Origin of the sequence: Pandoraea sp. NPDC087047 (assembly GCF_044745225.1) — a bacterium.
Taxonomy (GTDB): Bacteria; Pseudomonadota; Gammaproteobacteria; order Burkholderiales; family Burkholderiaceae; genus Pandoraea.
The window spans coordinates 120,017-145,729 of record NZ_JBIUZU010000002.1 but is presented as its reverse complement, the minus strand read 5'-3'; the positions used below and the strand labels follow the sequence as shown (position 1 = coordinate 145,729).

Annotated in this window: 24 protein-coding genes and 2 tRNA genes; 12 read left to right on the top strand and 14 right to left on the bottom strand. The window is 63.0% G+C overall.

The genetic code is table 11. The features are described 5' to 3' along the window. The first annotated feature begins 166 nt into the window (after window positions 1–166). From ACIPHM_RS03295 to ACIPHM_RS03270, 6 genes are all read left to right on the top strand, one after another. A complete protein-coding gene (locus tag ACIPHM_RS03295; RefSeq protein WP_400324547.1) occupies window positions 167–904 on the top strand; it encodes a FadR/GntR family transcriptional regulator in 738 nt (245 codons plus the stop codon). Between the two features lie 99 nt (window positions 905–1,003). Then, window positions 1,004–1,759, top strand: coding sequence for an SDR family oxidoreductase (locus tag ACIPHM_RS03290; protein WP_400324545.1), 756 nt, complete (start codon window positions 1,004–1,006; stop codon window positions 1,757–1,759). Window positions 1,760–1,778: 19 nt separating this feature from the next. Beyond that, window positions 1,779–2,639, top strand: coding sequence for a fumarylacetoacetate hydrolase family protein (locus tag ACIPHM_RS03285; protein ID WP_400324543.1), 861 nt, complete (start codon window positions 1,779–1,781; stop codon window positions 2,637–2,639). 138 nt (window positions 2,640–2,777) lie between these two features. Further along, on the top strand, window positions 2,778–3,539 hold the full coding sequence (locus ACIPHM_RS03280; RefSeq protein ID WP_400324541.1) for an SDR family NAD(P)-dependent oxidoreductase: 762 nt from the start codon (window positions 2,778–2,780) through the stop codon (window positions 3,537–3,539). Window positions 3,540–3,883: 344 nt separating this feature from the next. Further along, complete coding sequence (locus tag ACIPHM_RS03275) at window positions 3,884–4,546, top strand: DNA-3-methyladenine glycosylase I (RefSeq protein WP_400325306.1); 663 nt, start codon at window positions 3,884–3,886, stop codon at window positions 4,544–4,546. Next, a complete protein-coding gene (locus ACIPHM_RS03270) occupies window positions 4,546–5,418 on the top strand; it encodes a 23S rRNA (adenine(2030)-N(6))-methyltransferase RlmJ (protein WP_400324539.1) in 873 nt (290 codons plus the stop codon). The genes ACIPHM_RS03275 and ACIPHM_RS03270 overlap by 1 nt, the downstream gene beginning before the upstream one ends. A 3-nt stretch (window positions 5,419–5,421) precedes the next feature. On the opposite strand, the gene ACIPHM_RS03265 is transcribed toward ACIPHM_RS03270, so the two are convergent. From ACIPHM_RS03265 to ACIPHM_RS03225, 9 genes are all read right to left on the bottom strand, one after another. Next, the gene (locus ACIPHM_RS03265; protein ID WP_400325304.1) at window positions 5,422–6,141 is read right to left on the bottom strand and encodes a pseudouridine synthase; all 720 of its coding nucleotides are present in this window, start codon (window positions 6,139–6,141) and stop codon (window positions 5,422–5,424) included. 193 nt (window positions 6,142–6,334) lie between these two features. Further along, window positions 6,335–7,135: an ABC transporter permease gene (locus ACIPHM_RS03260; RefSeq protein ID WP_400325302.1), complete on the bottom strand. Its 801-nt coding sequence runs from the start codon at window positions 7,133–7,135 to the stop codon at window positions 6,335–6,337. 40 nt (window positions 7,136–7,175) lie between these two features. After that, entirely contained in the window at window positions 7,176–8,360 is a 1,185-nt protein-coding gene (locus ACIPHM_RS03255; protein ID WP_400324537.1) for an ABC transporter substrate-binding protein, read from the bottom strand. Window positions 8,361–8,395: 35 nt separating this feature from the next. Then, a complete protein-coding gene (locus ACIPHM_RS03250; RefSeq protein ID WP_400325300.1) occupies window positions 8,396–9,178 on the bottom strand; it encodes an ABC transporter ATP-binding protein in 783 nt (260 codons plus the stop codon). A gap of 80 nt (window positions 9,179–9,258) precedes the next feature. After that, window positions 9,259–10,383: an acyl-CoA dehydrogenase family protein gene (locus ACIPHM_RS03245; protein ID WP_400324535.1), complete on the bottom strand. Its 1,125-nt coding sequence runs from the start codon at window positions 10,381–10,383 to the stop codon at window positions 9,259–9,261. Further along, the gene (locus tag ACIPHM_RS03240; RefSeq protein WP_400324533.1) at window positions 10,380–10,946 is read right to left on the bottom strand and encodes a carboxymuconolactone decarboxylase family protein; all 567 of its coding nucleotides are present in this window, start codon (window positions 10,944–10,946) and stop codon (window positions 10,380–10,382) included. Before ACIPHM_RS03240 ends, ACIPHM_RS03245 begins: the two co-directional genes overlap by 4 nt. A gap of 195 nt (window positions 10,947–11,141) precedes the next feature. Beyond that, a complete protein-coding gene (locus ACIPHM_RS03235; RefSeq protein ID WP_400324531.1) occupies window positions 11,142–12,209 on the bottom strand; it encodes an AraC family transcriptional regulator in 1,068 nt (355 codons plus the stop codon). A 252-nt stretch (window positions 12,210–12,461) separates the two neighbouring features. Continuing rightward, window positions 12,462–12,546: transfer RNA gene (locus ACIPHM_RS03230), tRNA-Leu, on the bottom strand. A 154-nt stretch (window positions 12,547–12,700) separates the two neighbouring features. Next, on the bottom strand, window positions 12,701–13,615 hold the full coding sequence (locus ACIPHM_RS03225; protein WP_400325298.1) for a LysR family transcriptional regulator: 915 nt from the start codon (window positions 13,613–13,615) through the stop codon (window positions 12,701–12,703). A gap of 136 nt (window positions 13,616–13,751) precedes the next feature. Between ACIPHM_RS03225 and ACIPHM_RS03220 the strand changes: the two genes are divergently transcribed. Beyond that, window positions 13,752–14,753, top strand: a complete 1,002-nt coding sequence (locus tag ACIPHM_RS03220) for an aldo/keto reductase (protein WP_400324529.1) — start codon at window positions 13,752–13,754, stop codon at window positions 14,751–14,753. Between the two features lie 136 nt (window positions 14,754–14,889). Here ACIPHM_RS03220 and ACIPHM_RS03215 read toward each other — a convergent pair whose 3' ends face one another. Further along, a complete protein-coding gene (locus ACIPHM_RS03215; protein ID WP_400324527.1) occupies window positions 14,890–15,498 on the bottom strand; it encodes a short chain dehydrogenase in 609 nt (202 codons plus the stop codon). Between the two features lie 101 nt (window positions 15,499–15,599). Here ACIPHM_RS03215 and ACIPHM_RS03210 point away from each other — a divergent pair, with 101 nt between their 5' ends. Beyond that, complete coding sequence (locus tag ACIPHM_RS03210; protein WP_400324525.1) at window positions 15,600–16,496, top strand: LysR family transcriptional regulator; 897 nt, start codon at window positions 15,600–15,602, stop codon at window positions 16,494–16,496. 174 nt (window positions 16,497–16,670) lie between these two features. Here ACIPHM_RS03210 and ACIPHM_RS03205 read toward each other — a convergent pair. Further along, window positions 16,671–16,755: transfer RNA gene (locus ACIPHM_RS03205), tRNA-Leu, on the bottom strand. 280 nt (window positions 16,756–17,035) lie between these two features. Here ACIPHM_RS03205 and rnr point away from each other — a divergent pair. Next, window positions 17,036–19,624 (top strand): ribonuclease R, encoded by a 2,589-nt coding sequence (rnr, locus tag ACIPHM_RS03200; protein WP_400324523.1) that lies wholly within the window; start codon window positions 17,036–17,038, stop codon window positions 19,622–19,624. A 231-nt stretch (window positions 19,625–19,855) separates the two neighbouring features. Then, entirely contained in the window at window positions 19,856–20,614 is a 759-nt protein-coding gene (gene rlmB / locus ACIPHM_RS03195) for a 23S rRNA (guanosine(2251)-2'-O)-methyltransferase RlmB (RefSeq protein WP_400324521.1), read from the top strand. A 125-nt stretch (window positions 20,615–20,739) separates the two neighbouring features. Here rlmB and tal read toward each other — a convergent pair whose 3' ends face one another. Further along, the gene (tal, locus tag ACIPHM_RS03190; RefSeq protein ID WP_400324519.1) at window positions 20,740–21,690 is read right to left on the bottom strand and encodes a transaldolase; all 951 of its coding nucleotides are present in this window, start codon (window positions 21,688–21,690) and stop codon (window positions 20,740–20,742) included. A 156-nt stretch (window positions 21,691–21,846) separates the two neighbouring features. Between tal and rpiA the strand changes: the two genes are divergently transcribed. Next, window positions 21,847–22,539, top strand: a complete 693-nt coding sequence (rpiA, locus tag ACIPHM_RS03185) for a ribose-5-phosphate isomerase RpiA (protein ID WP_400324517.1) — start codon at window positions 21,847–21,849, stop codon at window positions 22,537–22,539. Window positions 22,540–22,554: 15 nt separating this feature from the next. Further along, a complete protein-coding gene (locus tag ACIPHM_RS03180; RefSeq protein WP_400324515.1) occupies window positions 22,555–23,622 on the top strand; it encodes a serine endopeptidase in 1,068 nt (355 codons plus the stop codon). Between the two features lie 213 nt (window positions 23,623–23,835). Here the strand turns inward: ACIPHM_RS03180 and ACIPHM_RS03175 are convergent, their stop codons facing one another. Continuing rightward, a complete protein-coding gene (locus ACIPHM_RS03175; protein ID WP_400324514.1) occupies window positions 23,836–24,111 on the bottom strand; it encodes an oxidative damage protection protein in 276 nt (91 codons plus the stop codon). A gap of 209 nt (window positions 24,112–24,320) precedes the next feature. After that, window positions 24,321–25,670, bottom strand: coding sequence for an amino-acid N-acetyltransferase (gene argA / locus ACIPHM_RS03170; protein WP_400324512.1), 1,350 nt, complete (start codon window positions 25,668–25,670; stop codon window positions 24,321–24,323). Window positions 25,671–25,713 lie beyond the last annotated feature (43 nt).

Genomic DNA, 25,713 nt, shown 5'->3' with positions numbered 1-25,713 from the left:
CATGGAGGGAAGGGCGAGTGCGCGATGGGTCGGAAGATGACGCGCAAGATCGACGGCTTTATGTGTTGACAGCCGATGGGTGACGGGCGTAATGTTCCGTTCATTGGTCTTACCACTGAACGACAGGTTTCGAGCCGCGAACCTGTTCACTTGTCGCCACACCCTTATGTCCTTCGATCCCATCGTGCAGGTTTCCGTCTCGGAGCAAGTCGCACAGCGCTTGCTTACGATGATCCGCACCGGGCTGCTCAAGCCCGGTCAGCAGCTTCCGCCCGAGCGCGACCTCGCCACCATGCTCGGCGTCGGCCGTCCGGCCGTGCGTGAGGCGATCCGAGGGCTGGCGCTGCTGGGTCTGTTGCGTATCCGTCAGGGCGAGGGGACGTTCGTTGGCTCGCTCGAAATGCGTGAGCTGCTCGAACCGCTCGAAATGGTCATCGAGCTCAATGCCGGCACGCTGGAGTCGCTGTTCGACGCGCGTCTGGTCATCGAGCCGGGCGTCGCGGCGCTCGCGGCGGCCCATATCAGCGACGCGGACATCGCGCGTCTGCATGCGCTCGTCGACGACGAACAGGCACTGCTGGGCAATCCGGAAACGTTTTCGGCGGCGGATATGGCGTTTCACGAGACGATCATCGACGCCTGCGAAAACCCGTTTCTGCAAAGCATCGCGAACAGCCTGTATCTGCTCGGCAAGAAGAGCCGGCGCGTGACGTCCCGCGTGGACGGCGTGCTCGAACGCAGCTTGCAGGACCACCGTGAAATTCTCGACGCGCTCGAAGCACGTGATTCCGAGCGGGCGGCGCAGGCCATGCGACGGCACTTGTGCCGCGTGCGCGATGCGTATGCCGCGTCGGCCGGCATTTCGGAGGATGTCGCCGGGATAACCGATATCGCCGACGCCTGAGCGATCCCCTTGTTGCGGCATCTCAAGTTTTTCCGACGTACCCCCAACGTACCCCCAACGTACCCCCAACGCATCCCCAAGACTCACGAGGAGACACGCATGACTGGCCGGCTGGCGGGCAAAACCGCTGTCATTACTGCTGCGGCACAAGGCATCGGACGCGCCTGCGTCGAAGCCTACTTGCGCGAAGGCGCGCGCGTGATTGCGACCGATCTGAATGCGGACGCGCTCGCGCAACTGAGCGATCACCCGAATCTGACGCGGCGCGCGCTCGATGTCACGAAGGGGGCGGCCGTAACAGCACTCGCGCTTGAGCTCGGCGCCATCGACGTGCTGTTCAATTGCGCGGGCTTCGTGCATCACGGCTCGATTCTCGAGTGCGACGAAGCGGCGTGGGACTTCTCGTTCGACCTGAACGTGAAGAGCATGTACCGCACCACACGCGCCTTCCTGCCAGCCATGCTGGACGCCGGGGGTGGGGCGATCATCAACATGTCGTCGGCGGCGTCGAGCGTGAAGGGCGTGGCGAATCGCTGCGTCTACGGCACGAGCAAGGCGGCCGTGATCGGTCTGACGAAGTCGGTCGCTGCCGATTTCGTGGCGCGCGGCATTCGCTGCAACGCGATCTGTCCGGGGACGGTCGAATCGCCGTCGCTGCGTCAGCGTATCGCGACGCAGGCCGACGTGGCGGGCACGAGTCTGGCGGCGGTGCGCGAGCAGTTCGTGGCACGTCAGCCGATGGGGCGTGTGGGCACGCCTGACGAGATTGCGGCACTTGCCGTCTACCTGGGTTCGAACGAATCCGCATTCACCACCGGCGCGATCCATGTGATCGACGGCGGCTGGTCCAATTGATTTCGCGAGGAGAATTGCTTTGAAACTGCTTCGTTACGGCCCGAAGGGCCAGGAAAAGCCGGGCCTGCTCGACGCCCAGGGCAACGTGCGCGACCTCTCCAACGTGCTCGCCGACATCACCCCCGAGACGCTGAGCCCGCAAGGACTGGCGGCATTGCGGGCACTCGACGTGACGGCGTTGCCTGTGGTGGCGTCGCCGGGGCGTCTCGGTGTGCCGTTCTCGGGATTGGGCAAGTTTCTGGCCGTCGGCCTGAACTACAGCGATCACGCGGCGGAGTCGGGGCTGGCCGTGCCGTCCGAGCCGGTGCTCTTCACCAAGTGGGACAACTGTCTGAACGGACCGAACGACCCGGTGGTGCTGCCGAAAGATTCCGTCAAAGGCGATTGGGAGGTCGAACTGGGCTTCGTGATCGGCACGACGGCACGTTACGTGCCGCTGGAGCGCGCGCTCGACTACGTGGCGGGGTATTGCGTCGTGAACGATGTGTCGGAGCGCGAGTACCAGATCGAGCGCGGCGGCACGTGGGACAAGGGCAAAGGCTTCGATACGTTCGGACCGGTCGGCCCGTGGCTGGTCACGACCGACGAGATCCGCGACCCGCAACAGCTTGGGCTTTGGCTCGATCTGAACGGCGTGCGCCGTCAGACGGGTAGCACGTCGACGATGATCTTCAGCGTGGCGTATCTGGTGCATTACCTGAGCCAGTTCACCACGCTCAAGCCGGGCGATCTAGTGACGACGGGCACGCCGCCGGGCGTTGGCCTCGGCCAGAAGCCGCCGGTGTTCCTGAAGCCGGGCGACGTCATGCGACTGGGCATCGACGGACTGGGCGAGCAGACGCAGGAAGTTCGGGCGTACGACGCGAGTCTGCTCGATTGAGAGGCGTACCGGATTCATTTCATATTCCTCCTGTACGTTGATGGATGTGGGGCGGCGGCGCTGGGCGTCGCCGCATTGCATTCGTGCCTCCGCGCATTCGTCAACGACACTCAACGACACCCCTGGGAGCGATTCATCATGGAAGACCTGAAAGGCAAATTCGTCCTGATTACGGGCGCGAGCACCGGCATTGGCGCTGCGGCAGCGACGGCATTCGCCGCACAGGGCGCGAACGTGGCAGTGCACTACAACCGTTCGGCCGACAAGGCGGAGGCCGTGGCCGAAGCGGTGCGCGCCCACGGCGTGAAGGCGATCACGGTGGCCGCCGACGTGCAGGACACGGGCGCGATCGATGCCGCCGTGGCACATGTGCTCGATGGCTTCGGTCGTATCGACGTGCTGATCAATAACGCGGGCAGCCTGGTCAAACGTACGCCGTTTGCCGAAGTGACCGACGCCTATTTCGATGCCGTGCTCAACGTCAACGCGCGCTCGGTTGTGGCGTTCTCGCGCGCGGTCGTGCCCGCGATGCGCAAGCAGGGCGGGGGAGCCATCGTCAACGTGACGTCGATTGCTGCGCGTCATGGCGGCGGCCCCGGCGCGCTGATCTACGCGGCGGCCAAGGGGTTCGTGAGCACGCTCACGCGCGGCATGGCCAAGGAGCTGATGCCGGATCGCATTCGCGTGAACGCCGTGTCGCCGGGCGTGATCATGACGCCGTTCCACGAGCAATTCAGCACGCAGGCGCAGATCGACGCGTTCCGTCAGAGCATTCCGATGGGGCGTCTGGGCGAGCCGGACGAGTGCTCGGGGGCGTTCCTGTATCTCGCATCGGAAAAGCTGGCCAGCTATGTGACGGGGCAGATCATCGAGGTCAACGGCGGGCAACTGATGGTCTGACGTCGGCTCGCGTTCGACGAGGGCGCGAGGGGGGAGGTGAGGGCTGATGGGTGAGGGGCGGCGGCGCGCAGGGCGATGGCTGTCGTTCGTGCGGGAGGCTTCGTGGCGTTCATGGCCCTTCGAGACACCCGTGACCTTTCCCTCAGACGGCGCGCCGTGGCCGGATTCGCTGGGCTTTCTCTTGCTGTGACCCCGGAAAATTCTGTATCGGCATTGCCTTGCGGCCCAATGTGGCCGGGAATCGTGCGCTTGGGTTCGCTTCTATGGCAATTGCTGGCACACTTGCCCCATTCGTCCGAGAACGTCCGTCGCATCGATGCGCGGGCTTAACCATCGAGGGGTCAATGGAACGCTGTCCGTGGAGTGAAGGCTTCGAACAATATCGTCAATATCACGACCAGGAGTGGGGCGTGCCGCTGCGCGATTCGCGCGAATTGTTCGAATTGCTGATGCTCGAAGGCGCGCAGGCAGGGTTGTCGTGGTCCACGATCCTCAAGAAGCGAGAGAACTACCGCAAGGCCTTCGACAACTTCGACCCGGTGCGCATCGCGAAATACGGGCCGGAGGATGAAGTCCGGTTGATGGCAGATGCCGGCATCGTACGCAATCGTCTCAAGGTCAATGGGGTGATCAAGGGCGCGCGGGCCTATCTGGCGATGGAGGCGGCAGGCACGCGCTTCAGCGATTTCGTCTGGCAGTTCGTCGGCGGCGAGCCGTTGCAGAATCGCTGGACGTCGCTTGCCGAGGTGCCGGCGACTTCCGCTGTCTCGGACGCCATGAGCCGCGCGCTGAAAAAGGCCGGTTTCACGTTCGTGGGCTCGACCATCTGCTATTCGTTCATGCAGGCGGCGGGGATGGTGAATGACCATCTGGTCGCGTGTCCGCGCCACAAAGCGGTGAAAACGCTGGCGTCGAACGAAGCAAAAAACGGCATCGCATCGGCCCGGAAACGCCGGGTGGGGGCATCGTCGGCTACAATCGCGCCTGACGAATCAGGATCTGCCTAATGTTCAGCTACCGCCACGCCTTTCACGCCGGCAACCACGCCGACGTGCTGAAACACTTCATCGCCGTTGAATGCATCGATTACATGCGCCAGAAAGACACGGCGTTCTGGTACATCGACACGCATGCCGGCGCAGGCGGTTACGCGCTCGATGGCAAATGGGCCGACAAGACGGGCGAGTACGAAACCGGCATCGGCCGTCTGTGGACGCGCGACGATCTGCCGGCGGCGCTGGCGGACTACGTTACGCTGGTGCGCGAGTTCAATCCGGACGGCAAGCTGAGCTACTACCCCGGCTCGCCGTACTTTGCCCTGCAATTGCTGGGCGACCGGGACCGGCTGCGCTTGTTCGAGGCACACCCGACCGAGCAGGACGTGCTGCGCGAGAACTTTGAAGCGCAGGGCCGGGCAGTGGCGCGCCGCACGATGATCTTCGGTGCCGACGGTTTCGCCGGTTTGAAGACGATTCTGCCGCCGGCGACGCGGCGCGCGTTCACACTCATCGATCCGTCGTACGAGGACAAGCGCGATTACACGCGTACGACCCAGACGGTGCAGGAAGGTCTCGACCGTTTCCCGACGGGGATGTACGCCGTGTGGTATCCGCTTGTGCAGCGCCGTGAGGCGTCGCAATTGCCGGAACGTATGAAGCGTCTCACGATCAACGATCAGCCGATCAAGAACTGGGTTCACTGCTCGCTGACCGTGTGCAATCCGGTGCCGGGTGGCATGGGCTTGCACGGCAGCGGCATGTTCATCGTGAACCCGCCGTACATGCTCCAGGACACGCTCAAGACCACGCTGCCGTACCTCGTCAAGACGCTCGGTCAGGACAAGGGCGCGCAATTCCTGCTCGAAGGCAGGCAGAGCTGACGCTCACTTGCCGGACGGGGGAACTTCGTACGGCAGTGACAGCAGTTCGTCCGGCGACAGATAGCGCCACTCTCCGAGCGCGAGATTGCCCATCGGCAGGCCGCCGATGGCGGTTCTGACCAGCCCCTCCACCCGATTGCCTGCGGCGGCGACCATCCGTTTGACCTGATGGTATTTGCCTTGCGAGATCGTGAGCGCGATTTCGTGAGAGGCCGGGCTCATGACGTCCGTTGCCGCGAGCGGTTCGGTTTCGTCGCGTAGCAGCACGCCGTCGCGCAACGCCTGCAACATTTCCTCGGTCACGGGATGCTTCGTCGTTGCGATGTAGCGCTTGGGCACGTGACGACGCGGCGACATCATGGCGTGCAGGAAAGGACCGTCGTCCGAGAGCAGCAACATGCCGGTCGTGTCCTGATCGAGGCGTCCGGCAGGTTGAACGCCGCGCACGGCCAGGGGCAGCGGCAGCAGCGAGTGGACGCCCTCATGATGCGTCGGGCTCGTGGAGCACTCGAAGCCCTCGGGCTTGTTGAGCAGCACATAGACGCGCTCACGGTAATCCCACAGTTCGCCGTCGAGCGTGAATTGCAGACCCTTCGGGTCCACCGATTCGCGCGGATTGTCGTGCACGACGCCGTCGATGGCAAAAGCACCGGATTGAATGAGCTTGCGGCACATCTTGCGACTGCCGAAGCCTTGCGATTGCAGTAAACGATCTAGCTCGATGATGCGTTCTCCGTCAGGTATCTGGAAGGTATCTGGATTCAGGCCGCCATTGTAGCGGCCTGTCGGCGCAGACGCCTGTTGGAGATATGGGGATTTGCTTAAGCGCGGCGGGTTGGCATCGGTGCCCTGCGCGATGCCAGCCGTGCTGTGATCCGGAGACGGCGAGCGGCTCGCCCCCGCACTTGCTTGCCGATCACTCGTCCTGCATCGCCCCGCTGAAGCGGCGGTAGATGAAGCGTGCAGCCCAATCGAGCGCGAAGCCCAGCACGCCGATCACGAGAATGACGGCCGTCAATTCCGAGTACGCCAGACGGTCGCGGGTGTCGAGAATCAGATAGCCCAGACCCGCATTGACGCCCAGCATTTCCGCCGGCACCAGCACGATCCAGAGAATGCCGATGGCCAACCGCACGCCCGTGAGCACGTGCGCAGCAATGCCCGGAACATAGACGTGCCAGAGCATTTCCCAGCGCGTCGCCGCCAGACTCTCGCCCAACTGCACCCAGCGACGGTCGATATGCGTGACGCCTGCCGCCGTGCTCATGACCAGCGGCCACAGCGCGGCAAAAGCGAGCAGGAAATACACCGCTGGATCGCCGACGCCGAGCGACATCACGGCGATTGGCATCCACGACAGCGGCGACACCATACGCAAGAACTGCATCGACGGCGTGAGTGCCTTATCGAGCCAGCGAACACGTCCGATCAGAAAGCCGAGCGGCACCCCGATCACAACGGCCCCGGCAAGCCCAACGGCGATGCGTCGCAAGCTGGCCAGGATATGCAATCCAAGCTGCTCGTCGCGCACCAGATCGGGCAGCGCGCGTAACGCAGCGGCGGGCGAGAATTGCGACGCGAGTGAGTCCGGCGTGGTGAAAAGGGCAATGCCCAGCCACCAGATCGCAACAACGCCAGCGAGTCCCGCCAGCCCGAGCCATGCGTGGCGAGCAGCGCGCACGCTCCCCGCGCCCGCAGGGCGGAGCGCAGCGCTCACGTTATCGGCGACGGGGTGACTCGCGCGCTCGGAGGCAAGATCAGACAACGATTACCTCCTGACGCGTGAAACCCTCCGGCAGACCGAAAGCCTTCATGCCGCCGACCGCGGCGATGCTCTTCTTGACGAAGCGATCGTCCACGAGGTCGCGGGCCACGAATGCCGGGTCAAGCTTCGCGAGGAACTGCGCGTTGCCTTCGACCTGCGTCTTCTGCATGTGACGCACCAGCGCCTCGGTGTAGCTCGGATACGGGTACGGCTGGAAGTCGATGCGCTTCTCGTGCCAATCCGCATGCAAAATCGCCTTGTCGGCGAGATAGCGGCCCTGTTCGGACGGCGCCGGTGCCAGCACGCGTTGCAGCACCTGGAACGGATGCGGTGTGTAGCGGTTTTCGCCTTCCTTCGACAGCAGGCGAGCTGCGTCTTCCGGATGTGCCCGCGTCCATGCCTGTGCCTTGACGATGGCGTCCACCACTTTTTGCGACCATTCCGGACGCGCACTCAGATCGCGCTCGTGCATGGTGACGACGCAGCACGCGTGGTTCTTCCACACGTCGCCAGTGAAGCGCAGCACCTTGCCGACCTTGAGATTCTCGGCAGCGGCGTTGAACGGCTCGGCCACGATGTAACCGGCAATCTGCTTGGCGGCGAGTGCCGGCGGCATGTCCGAGGGCGCCATTACGATCAGATTGACTTCGTTGGCGGCGGGCGCGCCACTCTTCTTGAGCACCGGCGTGAGGCCGTTGGCAGACAGCAAGCCTTGCAATACGACGTTGTGAATCGAATACCAGAAGGGCACGGCGACCGTCTTGCCGCCGAGATCGCTGACCTTGTTGATGTCGTTGGTCACGGTAATGGCGCTGCCGTTGACGTGATTCCAGGCCACGACCTTGGCCTGTGCCTGACTGCCGTAGCGTGCCCATACCGTCATCGGCGAGAGCAGATGGACGACGTTGACCTGTCCCGAGAGGAAGGCCTCGATCAATTGCGCCCAGCTACGCAGCAACGTGGGCTTTTCCGCCTTGATGCCCGCTTGTTCGAAGTAGCCGTTGTTATGTGCGACGAGCAACGGCGTGGCGTCGGTAATGGGCAGATAGCCGATGCGCAGTGGCGCGTCCGGCTCGGCGGCGGCGCGCGCAGCGGCCGAAGCCAGCAGCGGTGCCGCGCCGGCAACCGTCATCATCGAAGCGAGTTTGAGCCATTCGCGGCGGGAAATTTGGCACATGGTCTGAGAATCCCCGAAGGTTGGGTCGTGTTGACCTAGCGTGTTGTGTGAGGGGGTGTCGCGTCGCGAGACATCGCGATCTGCAACGCTTGCAGGATTTCGATACGCAGCGCGCCGAGCGCCTGCACTTGCGCTTCGCGCGGCGAGGGCACGTCGATCTGCCATTGCGCCAGCGTGCGGCCCTGATTGCCGAGCAGCACAATCCGGTCGGAGACGAGCAGGGCTTCGTCGATGTCGTGTGTGACGAGGACCGTCGCGGCCCCTGTGTCTTGCACGACAGTGACGAGCAGGCGCTGCATGTCGGCCCGTGTGACTTCGTCGAGCGCGCCGAACGGCTCGTCGAGGAGCAACGCACGCGGCTGGCGTGCAAGGCATCGGGCGAGCGCTACGCGCTGCGCCATGCCACCCGAGAGCTGGCGCGGGTGCAAGTGATGCGCATGCGCGAGGCCGACTTCGGTCAGGGCCGCATCGATGCGTGCGCGTCGCGTGTCACGCGATAGCACCGGTTGTCGCGCAAACGTCAGGCCGAAGGCCACGTTACGTTCTACGGAGAGCCACGGCAGCAGACACGGATCCTGGAACGCGAGAGCGACATCGGGCCGCGGGCCCGCGAGCGGTGCGCCATCGACTTCGACGGCGCCGTCGCTCGGCGTGAGTAGGCCGGCGGCAATGCGCAGCAGCGTCGATTTGCCCGAGCCGCTGGGGCCGAGCACGGAGACGAGTTCTCCTGGCGCCACCGACAGGTCGACGCCTCGCAAGATGGCGCGTTCGCCGTAAGACAAGCCGATGTTGCGCAGCGTCAGAAAGGGAGATGCCAGTGGCAATGCGCGCGAGGTATGCTCGCGCGTCTCGGCGATGAACGGGTCGGAATGCGCGCGCTGCGTCGCCGTGGGTTGTGTCATGAAGCCGTTCCGGTCTTGAGTTGCTGTGCGCGTTGTGCGGCAAGCTGGTTCTTCAATTGCACAAGGCTCGGGGTAACGATCGGCACGAACGCTGCCTCGCGCTGGCGCCGTGCCACGCCCGAAAGTCCGCGCAGATAGCCGCGTCCGCCGCCAGTTTGCACTTCCAGCGTGGCGGCGTCGTGAACGAGTGCGGCCAGCGCAATGCGCAGTTCAAACAAATGCGCAGGCGTCTCGACGAAATCGCCCTGGGCGACGCCCGCTTTCAGACGCGCCGAGAGTGTATCAAGTTGCTCTGACAGTGCGGCAACCTCGTCGGCGACTGCCGCACGCGCGCCCGGTCCGCTGTCGTTCGTGCCCGCGAGACTGCGTTGCGCGAGCCCAAGCGACATGCCGCATTGCAGCCCGAGAAATGCAGGGCGCACGCGCACGAGCCATGCCGGTGCGTTGTCGGTAATGCGGTCGTCGTCGCTCAGCGGCGTGTCGGCCATTTGCAGGGCCGCCGTGTGGGTGCCGCGCAAGCCGATCAGATCCAGATCGTCGCTGCGCGTCACGCCCGGCGCGTTATGGGCGATGGCGAAAATCGACGGCGGGCCACCGGCTTCGTGGTCGACCGCAGCCGCCGCAACGAATCCCTGCTTGCGCAGATTCGTGATCCACGGCAATCCGCCGTTCACGCGCCAGGTTCCCGGCGCCCCCGCCACGTCCGTCGCCCGGATTTGCAGCGGCTCAATGGCGGAGAGGTACTTCATGGCGTTCGACAACCCGGTCGCGCCGGCGAGTTCGCCGCACAGCAGGGCCGGCAACAGACGCTCGCGCAGGCCCCGATTCGGGCTTTGCAGCAAATACTCGATGAAGGTGCGCTGGCCCCACAGCACGAAGGCTGCGGCGAAAGAGTGCTCGGCAACCTCGGCGACGCTATCGATCGCGTCGACAATCGAACCGCCAGCCCCGCCCAACGCCACCGGCACACCAATGCGCAGCAGTCCGGCGTTGGCCAGTTGCGGCACGACGTCGCCACTCAGTGTGGCATCCGTATCGAGCGTTTCGGCGTGGGCGTCGAGCCAGGCCGCGAGCGCCGGGGCGCGTGCGGCGAGTCCGCGCAGGCTGGCTTCGCTGCTCATGCCGCTTGTTCCTTCGGTTCCCAGCGGTACGCCGCCAGTTGCGGATTCAACTCGTTTTGCGAGAGGTTGTTCGCAAAGTTGCACAGCGTGGCGAGCGACACGCCAAGCACCACTTCGAGGGCCGCGGCATCGTCGAAGCCCGCAGCCTTGAAAGTGGCGAATTCGGCATCGGACACGGCCCCGCGCGTGGCGATCACGGCGCGCGTGAATACGGCGACGGCATCGAGCTTGGCATCCGAGAGTTGGCGTTGATCGCGGATTTCGTTGACGAGGGCTTCCGGCAGTTGCGCCTTCTTCAGCGCGACTGCCGTATGGCCGGCCACGCAGAAGCCGCAGCCATGAATGCCGGCGGCCGTGATCTGCACGACTTCGCGCTCGGCGAGCGTCAGGCTGGCACGGCCGTTGATGGCGCCCACGCTCAGATAGGTCTCGAGCGCCGTCGGTGCGTTCGCAAGCGAGGCCACCAAGTTCGGCAGGAAGCCGTTCGCGGCAAGCGATTTCTCCAGGAACGGACGGCTCGCCTCCGGGGCGGTCTCAAGGGTATGCAGTGGCAGTCGGCTCATATCAGGCTCCTCACAGTCGAGCATCCATTGTGCGCAAGCCCGGCCCGATGCTCAATGCGCGCGTGTCTGGAAATTCTGCGGATTTGTCTCAGTGCGCATCGGATGTGTCCGAAGACGTGCGCGTCGTGGGACGCGTTTGCGCGCGCGACGTTCCACACTCGGCGTAGGTCGAGCGGGCGGCAGAGAGTGTGCGGCTTAGTGCAGCGGATAGGCTGCGGGTGCCGTGGAGACCGTTGCTGAGGCCGTCGCGGCGGGCGGCGAGACGGTATGGCTCGCCTGACGGCGCCACGCGCCGGGCTGGATGCCAGTCACGCGTTTGAAGGCCTGCGCAAAAGCCGATTCGGACTGGTAGCCGACTTGTTCTGCGGCGTCCGGCAAGGAAGCGCCTGCACGCAGCAACGCGGCGGCGGTTTTCATCCGCACGAGCGTGACGAACTGCGCTGGCGGTTGACCGCCGATCTCCGCGAATTGTTTGCAGAAACGGGCCCGCGACATGTGGACGAATTCCGCCATGGTATCGGTCGTCCAACGCTCGCCTGGCGACTCGATGATCGCGGCCGCCAGTCTGCCGAACGCGTCGCGACGCATCAGTCGCCACATGCCCGGTGCAATGTCCTCGGCGTGCACGGCCTCGCGCAACGCGTAGTAGAAGAGGAGGTCGGTGAGGCGGGCGAGCAGCGGCGACGGCGTGTCGCCCGGACGGCGCGCTTCCGCCTGAATCAGTGTGAACACCTGTGTCATGCCTTCCAGCCGGCCACTGGCTCGACGCGCAATGATCGGATTCGGCAACATGCCCAGCACCAACGCGTCGAGGTCGGTTCGGAATTCGAAGAAACCGCAGGCCAGGGCGACGGACGGGGTGCCAGTGGGAGGAATGCGCGGCTGCGGCGGCAATGGCGTCATGGTGCCGGCGCGAGTGCTCAGGTCCGCAGGCGGCGTGGCGCTCGGGGTGAGCGCGTGCGGGATGTCCGAAAGCAGGAAGACGGCGTCGCCTGTGCTCAGCGAAATCGTTCGCGCCGGTTGGCCTGCATTCGCGCCGATGTGCAGATAGCTCGCACCGTCCAGAACCACATGGAAGCTCGCACGCTGATGCCCGGCCGTCGACGCCTGATACACGCCGCAATATTCCCCCACGTGGAATAACGTGCTCTTCAACTCCAGCCCTGCCAACAACCAATCCGCCACCCGGTCTGGATGGGCCGGATGCTCCGGTGTTACCGACGCCTGTGCGTCCGCTGTGTGATCCCGCGTGTCGTGAAACATGGCCGCCCGCCTTGTATGCCAATCCCCGGCAAAACGACCATCCTCCCCACCGACATACGACTGGGCAACTATTTTTTCGTTGGATGCTTATTACTTGAGGGACTTGAGGGCGCTCGGTCACGTTCCGCGACCCCGGCATCGCTTGCAAGCGATGCCTTTCGAGTCCCCACGCAATGTGCGCTGGCACATGGCTTTTCGGACAGGCATGAAAAAGCCGATGATCTTTCGATCATCGGCTTTTTTTGTATTTTTTGGTGCCCAGAAGAGGACTCGAACCTCCACGGTGTTACCCGCTAGTACCTGAAACTAGTGCGTCTACCAATTCCGCCATCTGGGCCTCGTCAGCTCGCTTACTGCTTGCTCGCTGCGAAGAAGTGAGATTATGCCGAGGGTGTTACATGCTGTCAACACTGGGGTGCAAAAAAATTCAAAAATCTTTCCGTCCCCCTCACGCCTCTTCTCCACCCCTCACATCGACATTCAAAGCGACCTCACGCCGCTCGTCCCATATGCTCGGTTCGAATCATATCGATCAAGTGACGCAGCCCCGGCAATGTCTGACGTCGGCTCGGGTAATACATCGACAACGGCGGGCCATCCACCGCCCAGTCACCCAACACTGCCTCCAACGTGCCATTCGCCAATTCCTGCGACACGTTGCGCTCCAATACGTATCCCAACCCCAGGCCACCGACCGCCGCCGCAATCACGCCGTCGCTCTCGTTGATGCTCAACGCACCCGGCACGTCCAGCTCGACCGCTGTCGATCCGTTACCCAATTCCCACTTGTACAAGGTGTTGTCGCCCAGACGCATCCGGATGCAATTGTGCGACATCAGATCTTGCGGCGCCTTCGGTCGGCCATGTCGGGCAAAGTACGCCGGCGAACCCACCACGATCCACCGCAGCGCAGGCGTCAACGGCGTGGCAATCATGTCGCCCGGCACGGTGTCGCCATAGCGCATCCCCGCATCGAAACCCTCCGCCACGATGTCCAGCATCCGGTCGTCAACCGTGACGTCCAGTTCGATATCGGGATAGGAGGCGACGAAGCGCGGCAGGATAGGGTCGAGCAACAAACGCGCGGCGTCGCGCGGCACGTTCAGGCGCAAACGGCCAGCCGGCGACGCACGGTAACGATCCAGCGCGCCAATCGCAGATGCAATCTGCTCAAGGCCCTGTTCCAATTCCTTCGCCAGAGCCGATCCCGCCGCCGTCGGCGACACGGAACGGCTCGTGCGGTTGAGCAGTTTCACGCCCAGACGCGCTTCGAGGTTACGCATCGCGTGACTCAACGCAGAGGTCGTCACGCCCAGCTCTGTGGCGGCCTCACGGAAACTCTGCCGGCGGCAGATGGTGACAAAAACGTTCAAATCGGCAAGCTCGCCGCGAGTGAAGGCAGGCATGTATTTCCCAACAAGTATCAAGCAACAAAAACCAAAAAACACCCGACAAGCCCAACGAATTAAGCGTACGTTGAACAATATTCAATTTTTTATGAGGTAAATTTTACCGATTTCCTTTTGATTCTGGAGAGGCGCCATGAGCGACGTGACGGAAACGCTACACATTCTCAGTATCGATACGCCCGTGAGTCGTGTCGGTCTCGGCACTTGGGCCATCGGTGGGGCCATGTGGGGCGGGGCAGACGACGCGCAATCCATCGCCACGATCCGCAGCGCTGTCGAGCGCGGCATCAACCTGATCGACACCGCACCGGTCTACGGTTTCGGTCACTCGGAAGAGGTGGTGGGGCGCGCGCTCGAAGGGGTGCGCGATAAAGCGGTGATTGCGACCAAGGCCGCCCTGGAGTGGGGTGATAGCGGCATTCGCCGTAATTCGACGCCCGCACGCATTCAAAAAGAGGTCGAAGATTCGCTGCGCCGCCTGCGCACGGACTACATCGATCTTTATCAGATCCATTGGCCGGATACGCTTGTTCCGTTCGATGAAACGGCCGCCGCGCTGGAGAAATTGCGTGAAGCGGGGAAGATTCGCGCGATTGGCGTCAGTAATTTTTCGCCCGCGCAAATGGATGTGTTTCGCCGTGCCGCACCGCTCGCCGCAGTGCAGCCCCCGTATAACATTTTCGAGCGCGCGATCGAAGCGGATGTACTCCCGTATGCCACGCGCGAAGGGCTCGTCGTGCTGGCGTATGGCGCGCTTTGCCGTGGGCTGCTCTCCGGGCGGATGGATGCCGGGACGACGTTCGATGGCGATGATCTGCGCAAATTCGATCCGAAGTTTCAGGCGCCGCGCTTCGCGCAATATCTTGCAGCCGTTGCTGAGCTGAAAGACCTCGCGCAGTCGCGTTACGGTAAATCGGTGCTGGCGCTCGCAATTCGCTGGGTGCTCGATCAGGGCCCGACGATCGCGCTCTGGGGCGCTCGCCGTCCGGATCAGCTCAATGGGGTTCACGACGCCTTCGGCTGGAAACTCTCGGCGCAGGATCTCGCCGACATCGACGCGATTCTGTCGAAGCACGTGACGTCGCCGGTTGGCCCCGAGTTCATGGCGCCGCGGCTGCGGGATTTGGCGGCTTGATTGCCGCGTGATCGACGGCTTGCGGCGGTAGCGGGTGAGGGCGCTGCGTTGCGTGCCAAGCCGTAACGCAGTTCTCAGGAGTGGAGGCGATTCTGTGGGAATCGCCCCCATTTTTTGTCACTCGATGGACGGTCGATCAGGCGTCCACGACAATGACCTGTCCCGTGATGAAGCTGTCGACGCAACGCTCGAACGCCTTGCCGACCAACGCGCCTGGGACCGGTTGATAGCCCGGCATCATCTCGCCATAAACCTCCCACGCTTCTTCAATCACCGTGGGGTTCACTGCGTTGATCCGGATGCCGCGCGGCAATTCGAACGCAACACATTTCACGAACGTGTCGATGGCGCCGCTTGTCGTCGCGTCCGCAATGCCCTGTGGCATGGGTTTGATGTCGAGAATCCCGGAAATCAACGTGAAAGACCCGCCATCTTCGATGTAATCGAGGCCCACTTTTACGATGTTCATCTGGCCGACAAGTTTGCTCTGGATGGTGGCCTGCCATTGGTCGTCGGTCATGGACTCGAATGACGCATATTCGCAATGGCCGGCGGCGCTGACGACGGCGTCGAATTTGCCAACTTTTGCGAATAGCGCATGAAGCGATGCCTTGTCGGTGATATCGACCTGATGATCGCAGCCGTTGCCCGAACGGCTCGCCGTGATCACCCGGTGTTTGCCAAGTCCTTTCATTGCCGCTTGCCCGATTTTTCCATTTGCGCCAATCACGATGACTGTCTTCATTTGCATACCTCGTATGGGTTCCGAATGTGAGGTGTCATCTTAAGAATTGCAGCATGCATGTGTAAATCAAGCACCGGTTGTATCGGTTACAAGGAGTCGTTGTGGAAGGTATCGATGTAAAACACATGCGCATTTTTCTGCTGCTGGTGCGTGAAAAGAGTGCGTCAAGAGTGGCTTTCGAATCCGGCATGTCGCAACAGGCGATCAGCGGATATCTCAAGCGCCTCAGAGACGCATTGCCTCACGAGATTTTCCTGCGCCACAGCAGCGGACTTGAACCCACGGATTTTGCGCTGGACGTCGCCCGGAAATTCGAGCGGATTCTTGCCGAGATGGACGGGGTGTTTCAGGCGGAAGTATTTGATCCCGCGGCGCTCGATCGGTGCGTCGGTATCATCGCCAATGAATACGCGCAGCTTTCGATGCTACCGAAGTTTGTCGCGAGAATTCGCGAGGTCGCGCCGCGCGTCAGGCTCAAGGTGATGGATTTCGACCGGTCGAATCATGCCGAGCAACTGGCGCGGGGCGACGCGGAAATCGCTATCGGGTTTTCGACGTTTCTGGATGCTTCGCTAATGCGGGCTTCACTGGTTGACGAGCACTATTGTTGTGTCGTCGGGGAGCGCTCGACGATTCCCGCGCAGCTTCGACGAGTGGGAGATGTCGGGAAGTTCGCTCGCGTCGATTTTGCTGAAGGCGTTAGTCACTCGGGGGACGCGGTGTCCCGGTTCCTCGCCGCGCATGATGTTCTGCATCCGCCTGTTGGGACGCTGGCTTGCTATACGTCACTCAGACCATTTCTCGACTTCAATGATGCGCTCGCTTTCGTGCCTTCAGCGATTGCCACCGCCTGTCAGCTTCCCGAAATTGATTTCGGCGGCAAACCCGAGGGGTTTACCGCAGCCGTCGCCTGGCATCGCCGTTCAACAGGAAATCCTCTCGGGATTTGGCTCAGGGAAGTGCTTTTGGCGTGTTTGGGGGAGGGGCGTGAGCGTTGAATTCGCATACGGCGCCGAAGGCGGCGAGAGGACTCGGTCACGTTCCGCGACCCCGGCATCGCTTGCAAGCGATGCCTTTCGAGTCCCCACGCAATGTGCACTGGCACATGGCTTGCTGGGCAGGCATAAAAAAAACCGACGATCTTTCGATCATCGGCTTTTTTTGTATTTTTTTGGTGCCCAGAAGAGGACTCGAACCTCCACGGTGTTACCCGCTAGTACCTGAAACTAGTGCGTCTACCAATTCCGCCATCTGGGCCCCGTCAGCTCGCTTACTGCTTGCTCGCTGCGAAGAAGTGAGATTATGCGGATGTGCCGCGTGAGTGTCAACAGTTATGCGTAAAAAAATTTGTTTCCTCTTACGGAGGCGCGTCACCATGCTCAAATTCCGCGCAGGTGGCAGTTTTCGTGAGGTTTGCCGTATGATTGTCGCTGACTGTATGACCCCCGCGCCTCGCGCGTCATACTTCTCCACGGACCGTCGGGCGCATGGTGCGCCACTCGGCCGGACTCAACCGGCACAGTAACGCTACCGACCTTTGAGCAAATATCCCTATCCGATCCCGAGCCGCGAAGAAATCCTCGGTGTCCTGCGCACCGCCGACTCCGCGCTGTCCGCCAACGATATCGCCGAAGCCCTCGCCATCAAGAAGCAGGAACGCGAAGGCTTCTTCAAGCGCCTCGCCGCCATGGAGCGCGATGACCAAATCCGCCTCGACCGGCGCGGTTACTATCAACTGACCCATCCGTCGAATTTCATCGCCGGCCGCGTCATCGGCCACCGCGATGGCTACGGCTTCGCCGTGCGCGACGAGGACGGCGATGACCTCTTCCTCCCCAGCGAGGAGATGAAGAAGGTCATGCACAACGATCGTGTCCTGCTGCGCATCGCCGGCTATGACCGCCGCGGTCGCCCCGAAGGGCACATCGTCGAGGTCGTCAGTCGCGCGAATACGCACGTCATCGGACGCCTTCTCAACGAAAACGGCGTGATGGTCGTCGCCCCCGAAGACAAACGCATCGGGCACGACATCCTCATCCCGCCCCGCGCGCAAGGCAAGGCGAAGGTCGGGCAGGTCGTCTCCGTCGAACTCACGGATTACCCCAGCCGCTATAGCCAGCCCATCGGACGCGTCTCGGAAGTCCTCGGCGATATCGACGACCCCGGCATGGAGATCGAAATCGCCGTGCGCAAGTACGGCGTGCCCCACCAGTTCTCCGCCGAAGCCCTCGCCGCCGCCGGCGCACTCCCCGACGAAGTCCGCGCCCCCGATCTGCGCCATCGCATCGACCTGCGCGATGTCCCGCTCGTCACCATCGACGGGGAAGACGCACGCGACTTCGACGACGCGGTCTATTGCGAACCCGCCAAGGTCGGCCGCAGCAACGGCTTTCGCCTGATCGTCGCCATCGCCGACGTCTCGCACTATGTTGCCGCCGGTGGCCCGCTCGACGCGGACGCCCTCACGCGCAGCACGTCCGTCTACTTCCCGCGACGCGTCATTCCGATGCTCCCGGAGAAGCTCTCGAACGGGCTGTGCTCGCTCAATCCGGATGTCGATCGCTGTGTCCTCGTTTGCGACGCTCTGATCGCCCCGAACGGCGACGTGAAGGCTTATCAGTTCTATCAGGCCGTCATTCACTCTGCGGCACGACTGACCTACACGGAAGTCGCCGCCGTGCTCGGCAACACGAAGGGCGCCGAAGCCCAACGGCGCGCCGCACTGCTGCCGCACTTGCAGAATCTTTACGATCTGTACAAGGTGCTCGCCAAGGCGCGCAAGTCGCGCGGCGCCATCGAATTCGATTCGACGGAGACGTATATCGTCTGCAACGCGCAAGGCAAGATCGAGCAGATCCTGCCGCGCACGCGCAACGACGCCCACCGTCTCATCGAGGAATGCATGCTCACGGCCAACGTGTGCGCTGCCGATTTCCTCAAGCGTCACAAGCAACCCGGGCTGTATCGCATTCACGCGGGACCGTCGGGCGAGCGTCTCCAGGTGCTGCGCACGTTCCTCAAAACCCTCGGGCTCTCGCTCGGCGGCGGTGATGAACCGGCCACGTCCGATTACTCGGAGTTGATGACGCAAATCGAGTCCCGGCCCGACGCGCCCATGCTCCAGACGATGCTGCTGCGCTCGATGCAGCAAGCCGTCTACAGCCCGGACAACATCGGTCACTTCGGCCTCGCATATCCGGCCTATACGCACTTCACTAGCCCGATCCGGCGCTATCCGGACTTGCTCACGCACCGCGCGATCAAGGCGGTTCTCGCGGGCAGGAAGTACGAGCCGGAAATCCCGGAAGGTGTGGAGCTGACGACGGGCTTGTCGCCGCACGCACGCAAGCTCCAGAAGGACGACGACGCCGCGAAGGGCAGGAAGACGCCGGCCGCGAAGAAGCGCGACGCGATCTGGGACGAACTCGGCCTGCATTGCTCCGCCAACGAACGCCGCGCGGACGAAGCCTCGCGCGACGTGGAGGCCTGGCTCAAGTGCTACTTCATGCGCGACAAGCTCGGCGAGGAGTACGGCGGCACGGTCAGCGCGGTCACGTCGTTCGGCATCTTCGTGCAGCTCGACGATCTCTTCATCGAAGGCCTCGTTCACGTCACGGAACTGGGCAGCGATTATTTCCAGTTCGACGAAGTTCGCCACGAACTGCGCGGCGAGCGCACCGGCATCCGCTATCGACTCACCGACCGCGTTCGCGTGCAAGTGAGCCGCGTGGATCTGGACGCCCGCAAGATCGACTTCCGCCTCGTGCGCGAACCGAACGTGCGTTCGCTGGCCAAGACCTCGGGGCGCAGTGAGCGTGGTGGCGCGCCGGTCCCGTCGCCCGCGGCGGGGACGCCCGGTGTGGCCGGTTCGGCGAACGCCAGCCCGAGTATCCGCCAGTTGCCCAAGGGCGGTGCGCTGCTCAACGGTGTGCAACCTGCGCCGGCGGGCAAGCGCCCCGCGAAGCCGAAGTCCGCCAAGGTGAAAGCGGCGCGCGACGAGCGGGGCGCAACCCCGCCCGCCAAGCGTAGCGGTGGTGGTGGTGGTGGTGGTGGTGGTGGCGGCGGCAAGGCGCCTGCGAAACGTCAGGGAGGCCCGGGCGGTCAGGCCAAGAAGCCGCGTCGTTGATTCGGGCATGGCGCTGCGGTGGCGATGGGAATTCACATCGGACGGCGGCGCAGTGAGCGGTTTGCAGTAAGATGGGCGCCTTGTGCCGGCATGACCGGCATCCGGTACCCGCGATGGATTGCGGCGGCGGTGGCCCATGCGGGCTCCGCCGCCGTCGTGCTTTGTGCGGCGACTGTTGTGAGTCACTGAACCCACCGGCCGCACCGGCACACGCTATTTTGAGGATGTGAAATGAGTAAATTGAAATTGCTGTTCGGCTTTCATGCCGTGACCGCCCGTCTGCGTCACGATGCGAGCAGCATCGAAGAGATCTATTACGACCCGACCCGTCGCGACCGTCGCATGACAGATTTCCTGAAGGTGGTGGAGTCGTTCAAGATCAAGGTCATTCAGGCTGATGGCAAACGTCTCGATGGGATGGCCGGTTCGTCGCGTCATCAGGGCGTCGTAGCACAGGCGCAGGAAGTGTCGCTGGCGCTCAACCTCGACGAACTGCTCGACGGCATCTCCGGGGATCCGCTGTTGCTCGTGCTCGATGGCGTGACCGATCCGCATAACCTCGGTGCCTGCTTGCGTGTTGCAGACGGGGCAGGGGCCCACGCCGTGATCGCGCCGAAGGACCGTGCCGTCGGTCTGAACGCGACCGTCGCCAAGGTCGCCAGCGGTGCGGCCGAAACCGTGCCGTACATCATGGTGACGAACCTCGTGCGCACGCTACGCAAGCTCCAGGAGCGCGGCATCTGGGTGGTCGGCACGTCCGACGACGCGCCCGCCGATATCTACGGCACCAAGCTCACTGGCCCGATGGCCATCGTCATGGGCGCCGAGGGCGAAGGCATGCGCCGTCTCGTGGCCGAGACCTGCGACGAACGCATGAGCATTCCGATGGCCGGCGGCTGCGAAAGTCTGAACGTCTCCGTGGCGAGCGCCGTGTGCCTGTACGAAGCCGTGCGTCAGCGCAGCGTCGCGGCTAAGGGCGCTGGCAAGTAAGCATCATCAACTGCCGGTGACGAACCGCCGAAGTCTGATTCCAGACTCCGGCGGGCAATCTCTCGATCAGCCGGTAAATCAGTCGGTAATCGCGGGGAGCACCGCGATTATCTGGATCGCCGGCATCACCGGGCCCGTTCGATCAGCCCTTCGAGCTTGACGGCGTCGGCGGCAAACGCGCGGATGCCTTCGGCCAGTTTTTCCGTCGCCATGGCGTCGTCATTGAGGGCGAAACGGAACGAGGGCTCGTCCGTCTTCACGCGATCGATGTTGGCCGAGCGCGCCTCCTTCGCATCCAGTTGAGGGAGGACTTCGCCTTCCGTCGTGCGCAGTTGTTCCAGCAGGGCGGGGCTGATCGTCAGCAGGTCGCAGCCCGCCAGCGCCAGAATCTGTCCCGTCGAGCGGAAGCTCGCGCCCATGACTTCCGTGTCGTGGCCGAAGTGCTTGTAATAGCGATAGATTGCGGCCACCGAGCGCACGCCCGGATCGTTTTCCCCGGCATTGGCCGCTTCGTCCCAATTCGCCCCGGCCGACTTCTTGAACCAGTCGTAGATCCGGCCGACGAACGGCGAAATCAGTCGCGCACCGGCCTCGGCGCAAGCGGCTGCCTGCACCAGCGAGAACAGTAGCGTCATATTGCAGCGAATCTTGTCGCGCTCCAGGATTTCGGCGGCGCGAATGCCTTCCCACGTCGACGCGATCTTGATCAGCACCCGATCGCGCTCGATGCCTTCGGCTTCGTACATCGCGATGAGCTTGCGAGCCCGTGCCACCGTGCCCGCCGTGTCGAACGACAGACGCGCATCGACTTCCGTCGACACGCGGCCCGGCACGATATCGAGAATTTCACGGCCGAAGGCGATCAGCAGACGGTCCATGATTTCGTGCGTCGATTCCGCGCTGTGTTCGTCGACCAGGCGCGTGAGAATCGGGCGATACGCGTCCTTCTGGACGGCACCGAGAATCAGTGAGGGATTGGTCGTGGCGTCTTGCGGCTTGTAGGCATCCATCTCCTGAAAATCGCCGGTGTCGGCCACGACGATGGTGTGACGCTTGAGTTGATCGAGCAGGTTCATGAGAGCGCCCTTGCGAGAAATGCACTGCGAGACATGAAATCCGGCGTGGTGCCGGACAAGCCGGTACGAAGTACGGGATGCAGGGTGACGAAAAACGGCGCGCCGCGCCCGACTCCGGTAAACTTCCGACTTTACCAAACTTTGCCGGAAATCCCCATGACCCAAGACGAACTCAAGCGCCTGGTCGGCCAGGCAGCCGCCGACTATGTGAACCAGCACGTGCCCGAGGGCAGCGTGATCGGCGTGGGCACGGGATCGACCGCCAACTGCTTCATCGACGCGCTCGCGGCCCTCAAAGGCCGCTACCGTGGCGCCGTCTCCAGCTCCGAAGCCAGCACCGAGCGTCTGCGCAAGCATGGCATCGAAGTGTTCGATCTCAACCAGATCGACAGCCTGCCCGTCTACGTTGACGGTGCCGACGAAATCAACGCGCTCGGCCACATGGTCAAAGGGGGGGGCGGTGCACTCACGCGCGAGAAAATCGTCGCCGCCGTGGCCAAAGAATTCGTCTGCGTCGTTGACGCTTCCAAAGAAGTCGCGGTGCTCGGCATATTCCCGCTGCCTGTTGAAGTCATTCCGATGGCGCAGGCCAGCGTTGCCCGTGCGCTCACCGCACTCGGCGGCAAGCCGCAGGCCCGCGTGCGCGCCGACGGCAGTCCCTACATGACCGACAACGGTTGCGCCATTCTCGACGTGCATGGTTTGCAGATTCTCGACCCGGTTGCGTTCGAAACCCAGGTCAACCAGATCCCCGGCGTCGTGACCGTGGGCCTCTTCGCCCAGCGCGGTGCGGATATCACCTTGATGGGCACGCCCCAGGGTGTGCGCACCATCAATTACAAAGACTGATCCCGGGAGGACCGGATGGCTGGATCGCGTCGTCTTCCCGAAACCTGGTTCCGCCGAGGCCTGTGGCTGATCGCCGTATTGTTTGCGGCGTTCCTCATTGGTCTGGGGGGTCTCGTCGTCGACCAACTGCCGGGTGTCGCGCCGGCGCCGACACTCGACGCCTTCGTCGACCGTGTGCAGGCCGAGCGTGCCGACGCCGCCATCAAACAGGCGCAGACCCGGCAGGAAGATATCGAGAGCCGGTTAGAGACTGCGCGCCTGCAGCTCAAGGCGCGCAGCACTGCCTATCGCAACGCCCGTGAGTCCTTCAACGACTGGGTGGCCACGCGAACCGCGACGGCGCAGGCCAGCCAGGATGCAGAGCTTGTGTCCCGTACCCGGGCGCTTGACACCCTCAAAGCGGCCGAGCGGGATGCGCAGACCCAGGTCGACGGCCTGGAGGCCACCCAGTTGGATGCTCAGCGGGCCGCTCAGTCGGCACAAGCCGCGCGCTTTGCGCTGAACACGGCGGCGGGCGAGCAGCTTGCGGCCGTGCAGCGGTCACAGGAACTGAAAGTCTTCGGCATTCGATTGGCGTTGACGCTGCCGTTGCTGGCGATTGGCGGATGGCTCTTCGTGCGTCAGCGCAAGAGCACGTGGTGGCCATTCGTGTGGGGCTTCATCTTCTTCGCGCTGTTTGCGTTCTTCGTCGAGCTGGTGCCGTACTTGCCGGATTACGGCGGCTACGTTCGCTACCTCGTTGGCATTGTGTTGACGATATTGATTGGCCGCTATGCCATCGTTTCGTTGCAGCGGTATCTGGCGCGTCAAAAAGCGGAAGAGCAGTTGCCGGATGAAGAGCGCCGGAAGACGTTGTCATACGATCTGGCGCAGGCGAGATTGGCGAAATCGGTGTGTCCGGGGTGCGAGCGGCCGGTAAAGTTGGATGATGCAGAACGGGACTACTGCGTGCATTGCGGGATATGTCTGTTCGACCATTGCGGGTCGTGCACGACGCGCAAGAATGCGTTTGCGCACTTCTGCCATCACTGTGGCGCGCGTTCGAAGGGAGTGGTGGCCGAGGGCGGCCCGGCAGCGAGATAAAGAGAGAAAGAAGAAAGAAGAAAGGGCACACGAAAGAAAAACGTGTGCCCTTTTTGCAATGAGGGGTATGGACCGGGGAACAGCGGGCGTATGCGGGGACGGATCGGGGCCCCGTTCTGGAGCGAGTTGGGTTTATGTCTGAGCGCCGGAATGGGGCGCCGATCCGTCCGGAGGGGGGGTAGATTTAGGTATAGGAAAAATCGGAAGCCGCACTTATTCCGAAGGCGGCGGCACATAGCCTTGGGCCACATCGGCGCCGTCGCCGAAGAAGTACTTTTCCGTTTGTTTGACGAGATATTGTCGGGCGCGGGGATCGGCCATATTCAGGCGGTTCTCGTTGATAAGCATCGTTTGTTGCTTGAGCCAGCCGGCCCAGGCTTCTTTTGATACGTTTTCCCAGAGGCGTTTGCCGAGTTCACCGGGCATCGGGGGGAAATCGAGACCTTCGGCTTCTGTGCCGAGCTTGATGCATTGGACCATGCGAGCCATGGGGGGAACTCCTTCGTAATCGTTGTGTGTAGCGTGAATGGAAGCCGCGCTTGCGTCCAGAGCCGAGTGTCGAGTATGTCGGTCAGGTCTCAGCGAGAGAACCAGCGAAGCGGCGGCCGATGTCCGGATATTGGGGCAAGGGGCGAGAGATGCAAGGGAAGAAACGCAAGCGATGCCTTCCTTGCCACGCCGGACCTGCCCGTCGTGAATTAAAGCTTCTTGATGAGCACCAGCGAGCGGCGTTGCCAGTTATAGAGCCGGCGGCGGTCGGCGGGCAGATCGTCGACACCTGCCTTGACGAAGCCGCGCTTGAGGAACCAGTGCTCCGTGCGGGTTGTGAGCACGAACAGGCGTTCCAGACCGCGAGCGCGGGCGCGTTGCTCGATGTGCTTGAGCAGGCGTTCGCCGTCGCCCGAGCCTTGCGCTTCCGGATCGACCGTCAGGCAGGCCATCTCGCCGATGCGCTCGCTCGGATACGTGTAGAGCGCGGCGCAACCGAACAGGCGTCCATCGTGCTCGATGACCGAGAAGTGATCGATATCGCGCTCGAGTTGGTGGCGTCCGCGACGCACCAGTGTGCCGTCCGACTCCAGCGGTTCGATGAGCTGCAGGATGCCGCCGACGTCGTCGATCGTGGCTTCGCGCAGGCTTTCCAGATTCTCGTACGAGATCATCGTGCCCACGCCATCGTGCGAGAACAGTTCGAGCAGCATGCTGCCGTCGAGCGAGAACGGGACGATGTGTGCGCGGCCCACGCCGGCCCGGCAGGCACGCGTGGCGTACTTCAGATAAAACGCCGAATCGCGATCGATCGTGCCTTGCGACTGCATGCGCTGCGCGTCTTCCAGCGTCAGTTCGCGCTGCAACTCGTTGTATTCGTTGAGAACGCCCGCCGTCTCCGTGATGAAGATCAGCTTGTCTGCGCGCAGTGCGATCGCCGCCGACGACGCCACATCCTCCATCGTCAGATTGAACGACTGGCCGGTCGGGGAGAAGCCGAGCGGCGAGAGCAGCACGATCTTGCCGTTCGCTAGCGACAGACGGATCGACTCCGCGTCCACCTTGCGGACCACGCCCGTGTGCTGGAAATCCACGCCGTCGACGATACCCACCGGACGTCCGGTGACAAAGTTGCCCGACACCACACTGATGCGTGCGTTGCCCATCGGCGTGTTCGGCAGCCCCTGGCTGATCGACGCTTCGATATCCAGACGCAATTCGCCGGCCGCTTCCTTCACGGCTTCGAGCGCGGCGGCGTCTGTAATGCGCAACTGCTGGGCAAAGTGCGACTCGATATGTCGCAGACGCATCTGCTCCTCGACCTGCGGTCGCGAGCCGTGCACCAGCACGATGTGCATGCCCATGGCGCACAGCAGCGCGACGTCCTGAATCAGGGAGTCGAGCCCGCCTGCCGCGACCAGTTCGCCACCGAAGGCGACCACAAAGGTCTTGTCGCGGAATGCATGGATATAAGGGGCGACCGAACGCAACCAGTCTACGAACTGGGCTTGGTGGGCGGTCTCTTCGTCTTGTATAGCGGGGTCGGGTTCGGTCAGCATGGGTGTACGTGCGCAAACATGCGCAGATTATATAATGCGCGCC

Excerpts from the sequence above, each read along its gene's own strand:
- ACIPHM_RS03295 (WP_400324547.1), top strand. The coding sequence starts at position 167 with ATGTCCTTCGATCCCATCGTGCAGGTTTCCGTCTCGGAGCAAGTCGCA.
- ACIPHM_RS03290 (WP_400324545.1), top strand. The coding sequence starts at position 1,004 with ATGACTGGCCGGCTGGCGGGCAAAACCGCTGTCATTACTGCTGCGGCA.
- ACIPHM_RS03280 (WP_400324541.1), top strand. The coding sequence starts at position 2,778 with ATGGAAGACCTGAAAGGCAAATTCGTCCTGATTACGGGCGCGAGCACC.
- ACIPHM_RS03275 (WP_400325306.1), top strand. The coding sequence starts at position 3,884 with ATGGAACGCTGTCCGTGGAGTGAAGGCTTCGAACAATATCGTCAATAT.
- ACIPHM_RS03270 (WP_400324539.1), top strand. The coding sequence starts at position 4,546 with ATGTTCAGCTACCGCCACGCCTTTCACGCCGGCAACCACGCCGACGTG.
- ACIPHM_RS03255 (WP_400324537.1), bottom strand. The coding sequence starts at position 8,360 with ATGTGCCAAATTTCCCGCCGCGAATGGCTCAAACTCGCTTCGATGATG.
- ACIPHM_RS03245 (WP_400324535.1), bottom strand. The coding sequence starts at position 10,383 with ATGAGCAGCGAAGCCAGCCTGCGCGGACTCGCCGCACGCGCCCCGGCG.
- ACIPHM_RS03240 (WP_400324533.1), bottom strand. The coding sequence starts at position 10,946 with ATGAGCCGACTGCCACTGCATACCCTTGAGACCGCCCCGGAGGCGAGC.
- ACIPHM_RS03235 (WP_400324531.1), bottom strand. The coding sequence starts at position 12,209 with ATGTTTCACGACACGCGGGATCACACAGCGGACGCACAGGCGTCGGTA.
- ACIPHM_RS03225 (WP_400325298.1), bottom strand. The coding sequence starts at position 13,615 with ATGCCTGCCTTCACTCGCGGCGAGCTTGCCGATTTGAACGTTTTTGTC.
- ACIPHM_RS03220 (WP_400324529.1), top strand. The coding sequence starts at position 13,752 with ATGAGCGACGTGACGGAAACGCTACACATTCTCAGTATCGATACGCCC.
- ACIPHM_RS03215 (WP_400324527.1), bottom strand. The coding sequence starts at position 15,498 with ATGAAGACAGTCATCGTGATTGGCGCAAATGGAAAAATCGGGCAAGCG.
- rlmB (WP_400324521.1), top strand. The coding sequence starts at position 19,856 with ATGAGTAAATTGAAATTGCTGTTCGGCTTTCATGCCGTGACCGCCCGT.
- tal (WP_400324519.1), bottom strand. The coding sequence starts at position 21,690 with ATGAACCTGCTCGATCAACTCAAGCGTCACACCATCGTCGTGGCCGAC.
- rpiA (WP_400324517.1), top strand. The coding sequence starts at position 21,847 with ATGACCCAAGACGAACTCAAGCGCCTGGTCGGCCAGGCAGCCGCCGAC.
- ACIPHM_RS03180 (WP_400324515.1), top strand. The coding sequence starts at position 22,555 with ATGGCTGGATCGCGTCGTCTTCCCGAAACCTGGTTCCGCCGAGGCCTG.
- ACIPHM_RS03175 (WP_400324514.1), bottom strand. The coding sequence starts at position 24,111 with ATGGCTCGCATGGTCCAATGCATCAAGCTCGGCACAGAAGCCGAAGGT.
- argA (WP_400324512.1), bottom strand. The coding sequence starts at position 25,670 with ATGCTGACCGAACCCGACCCCGCTATACAAGACGAAGAGACCGCCCAC.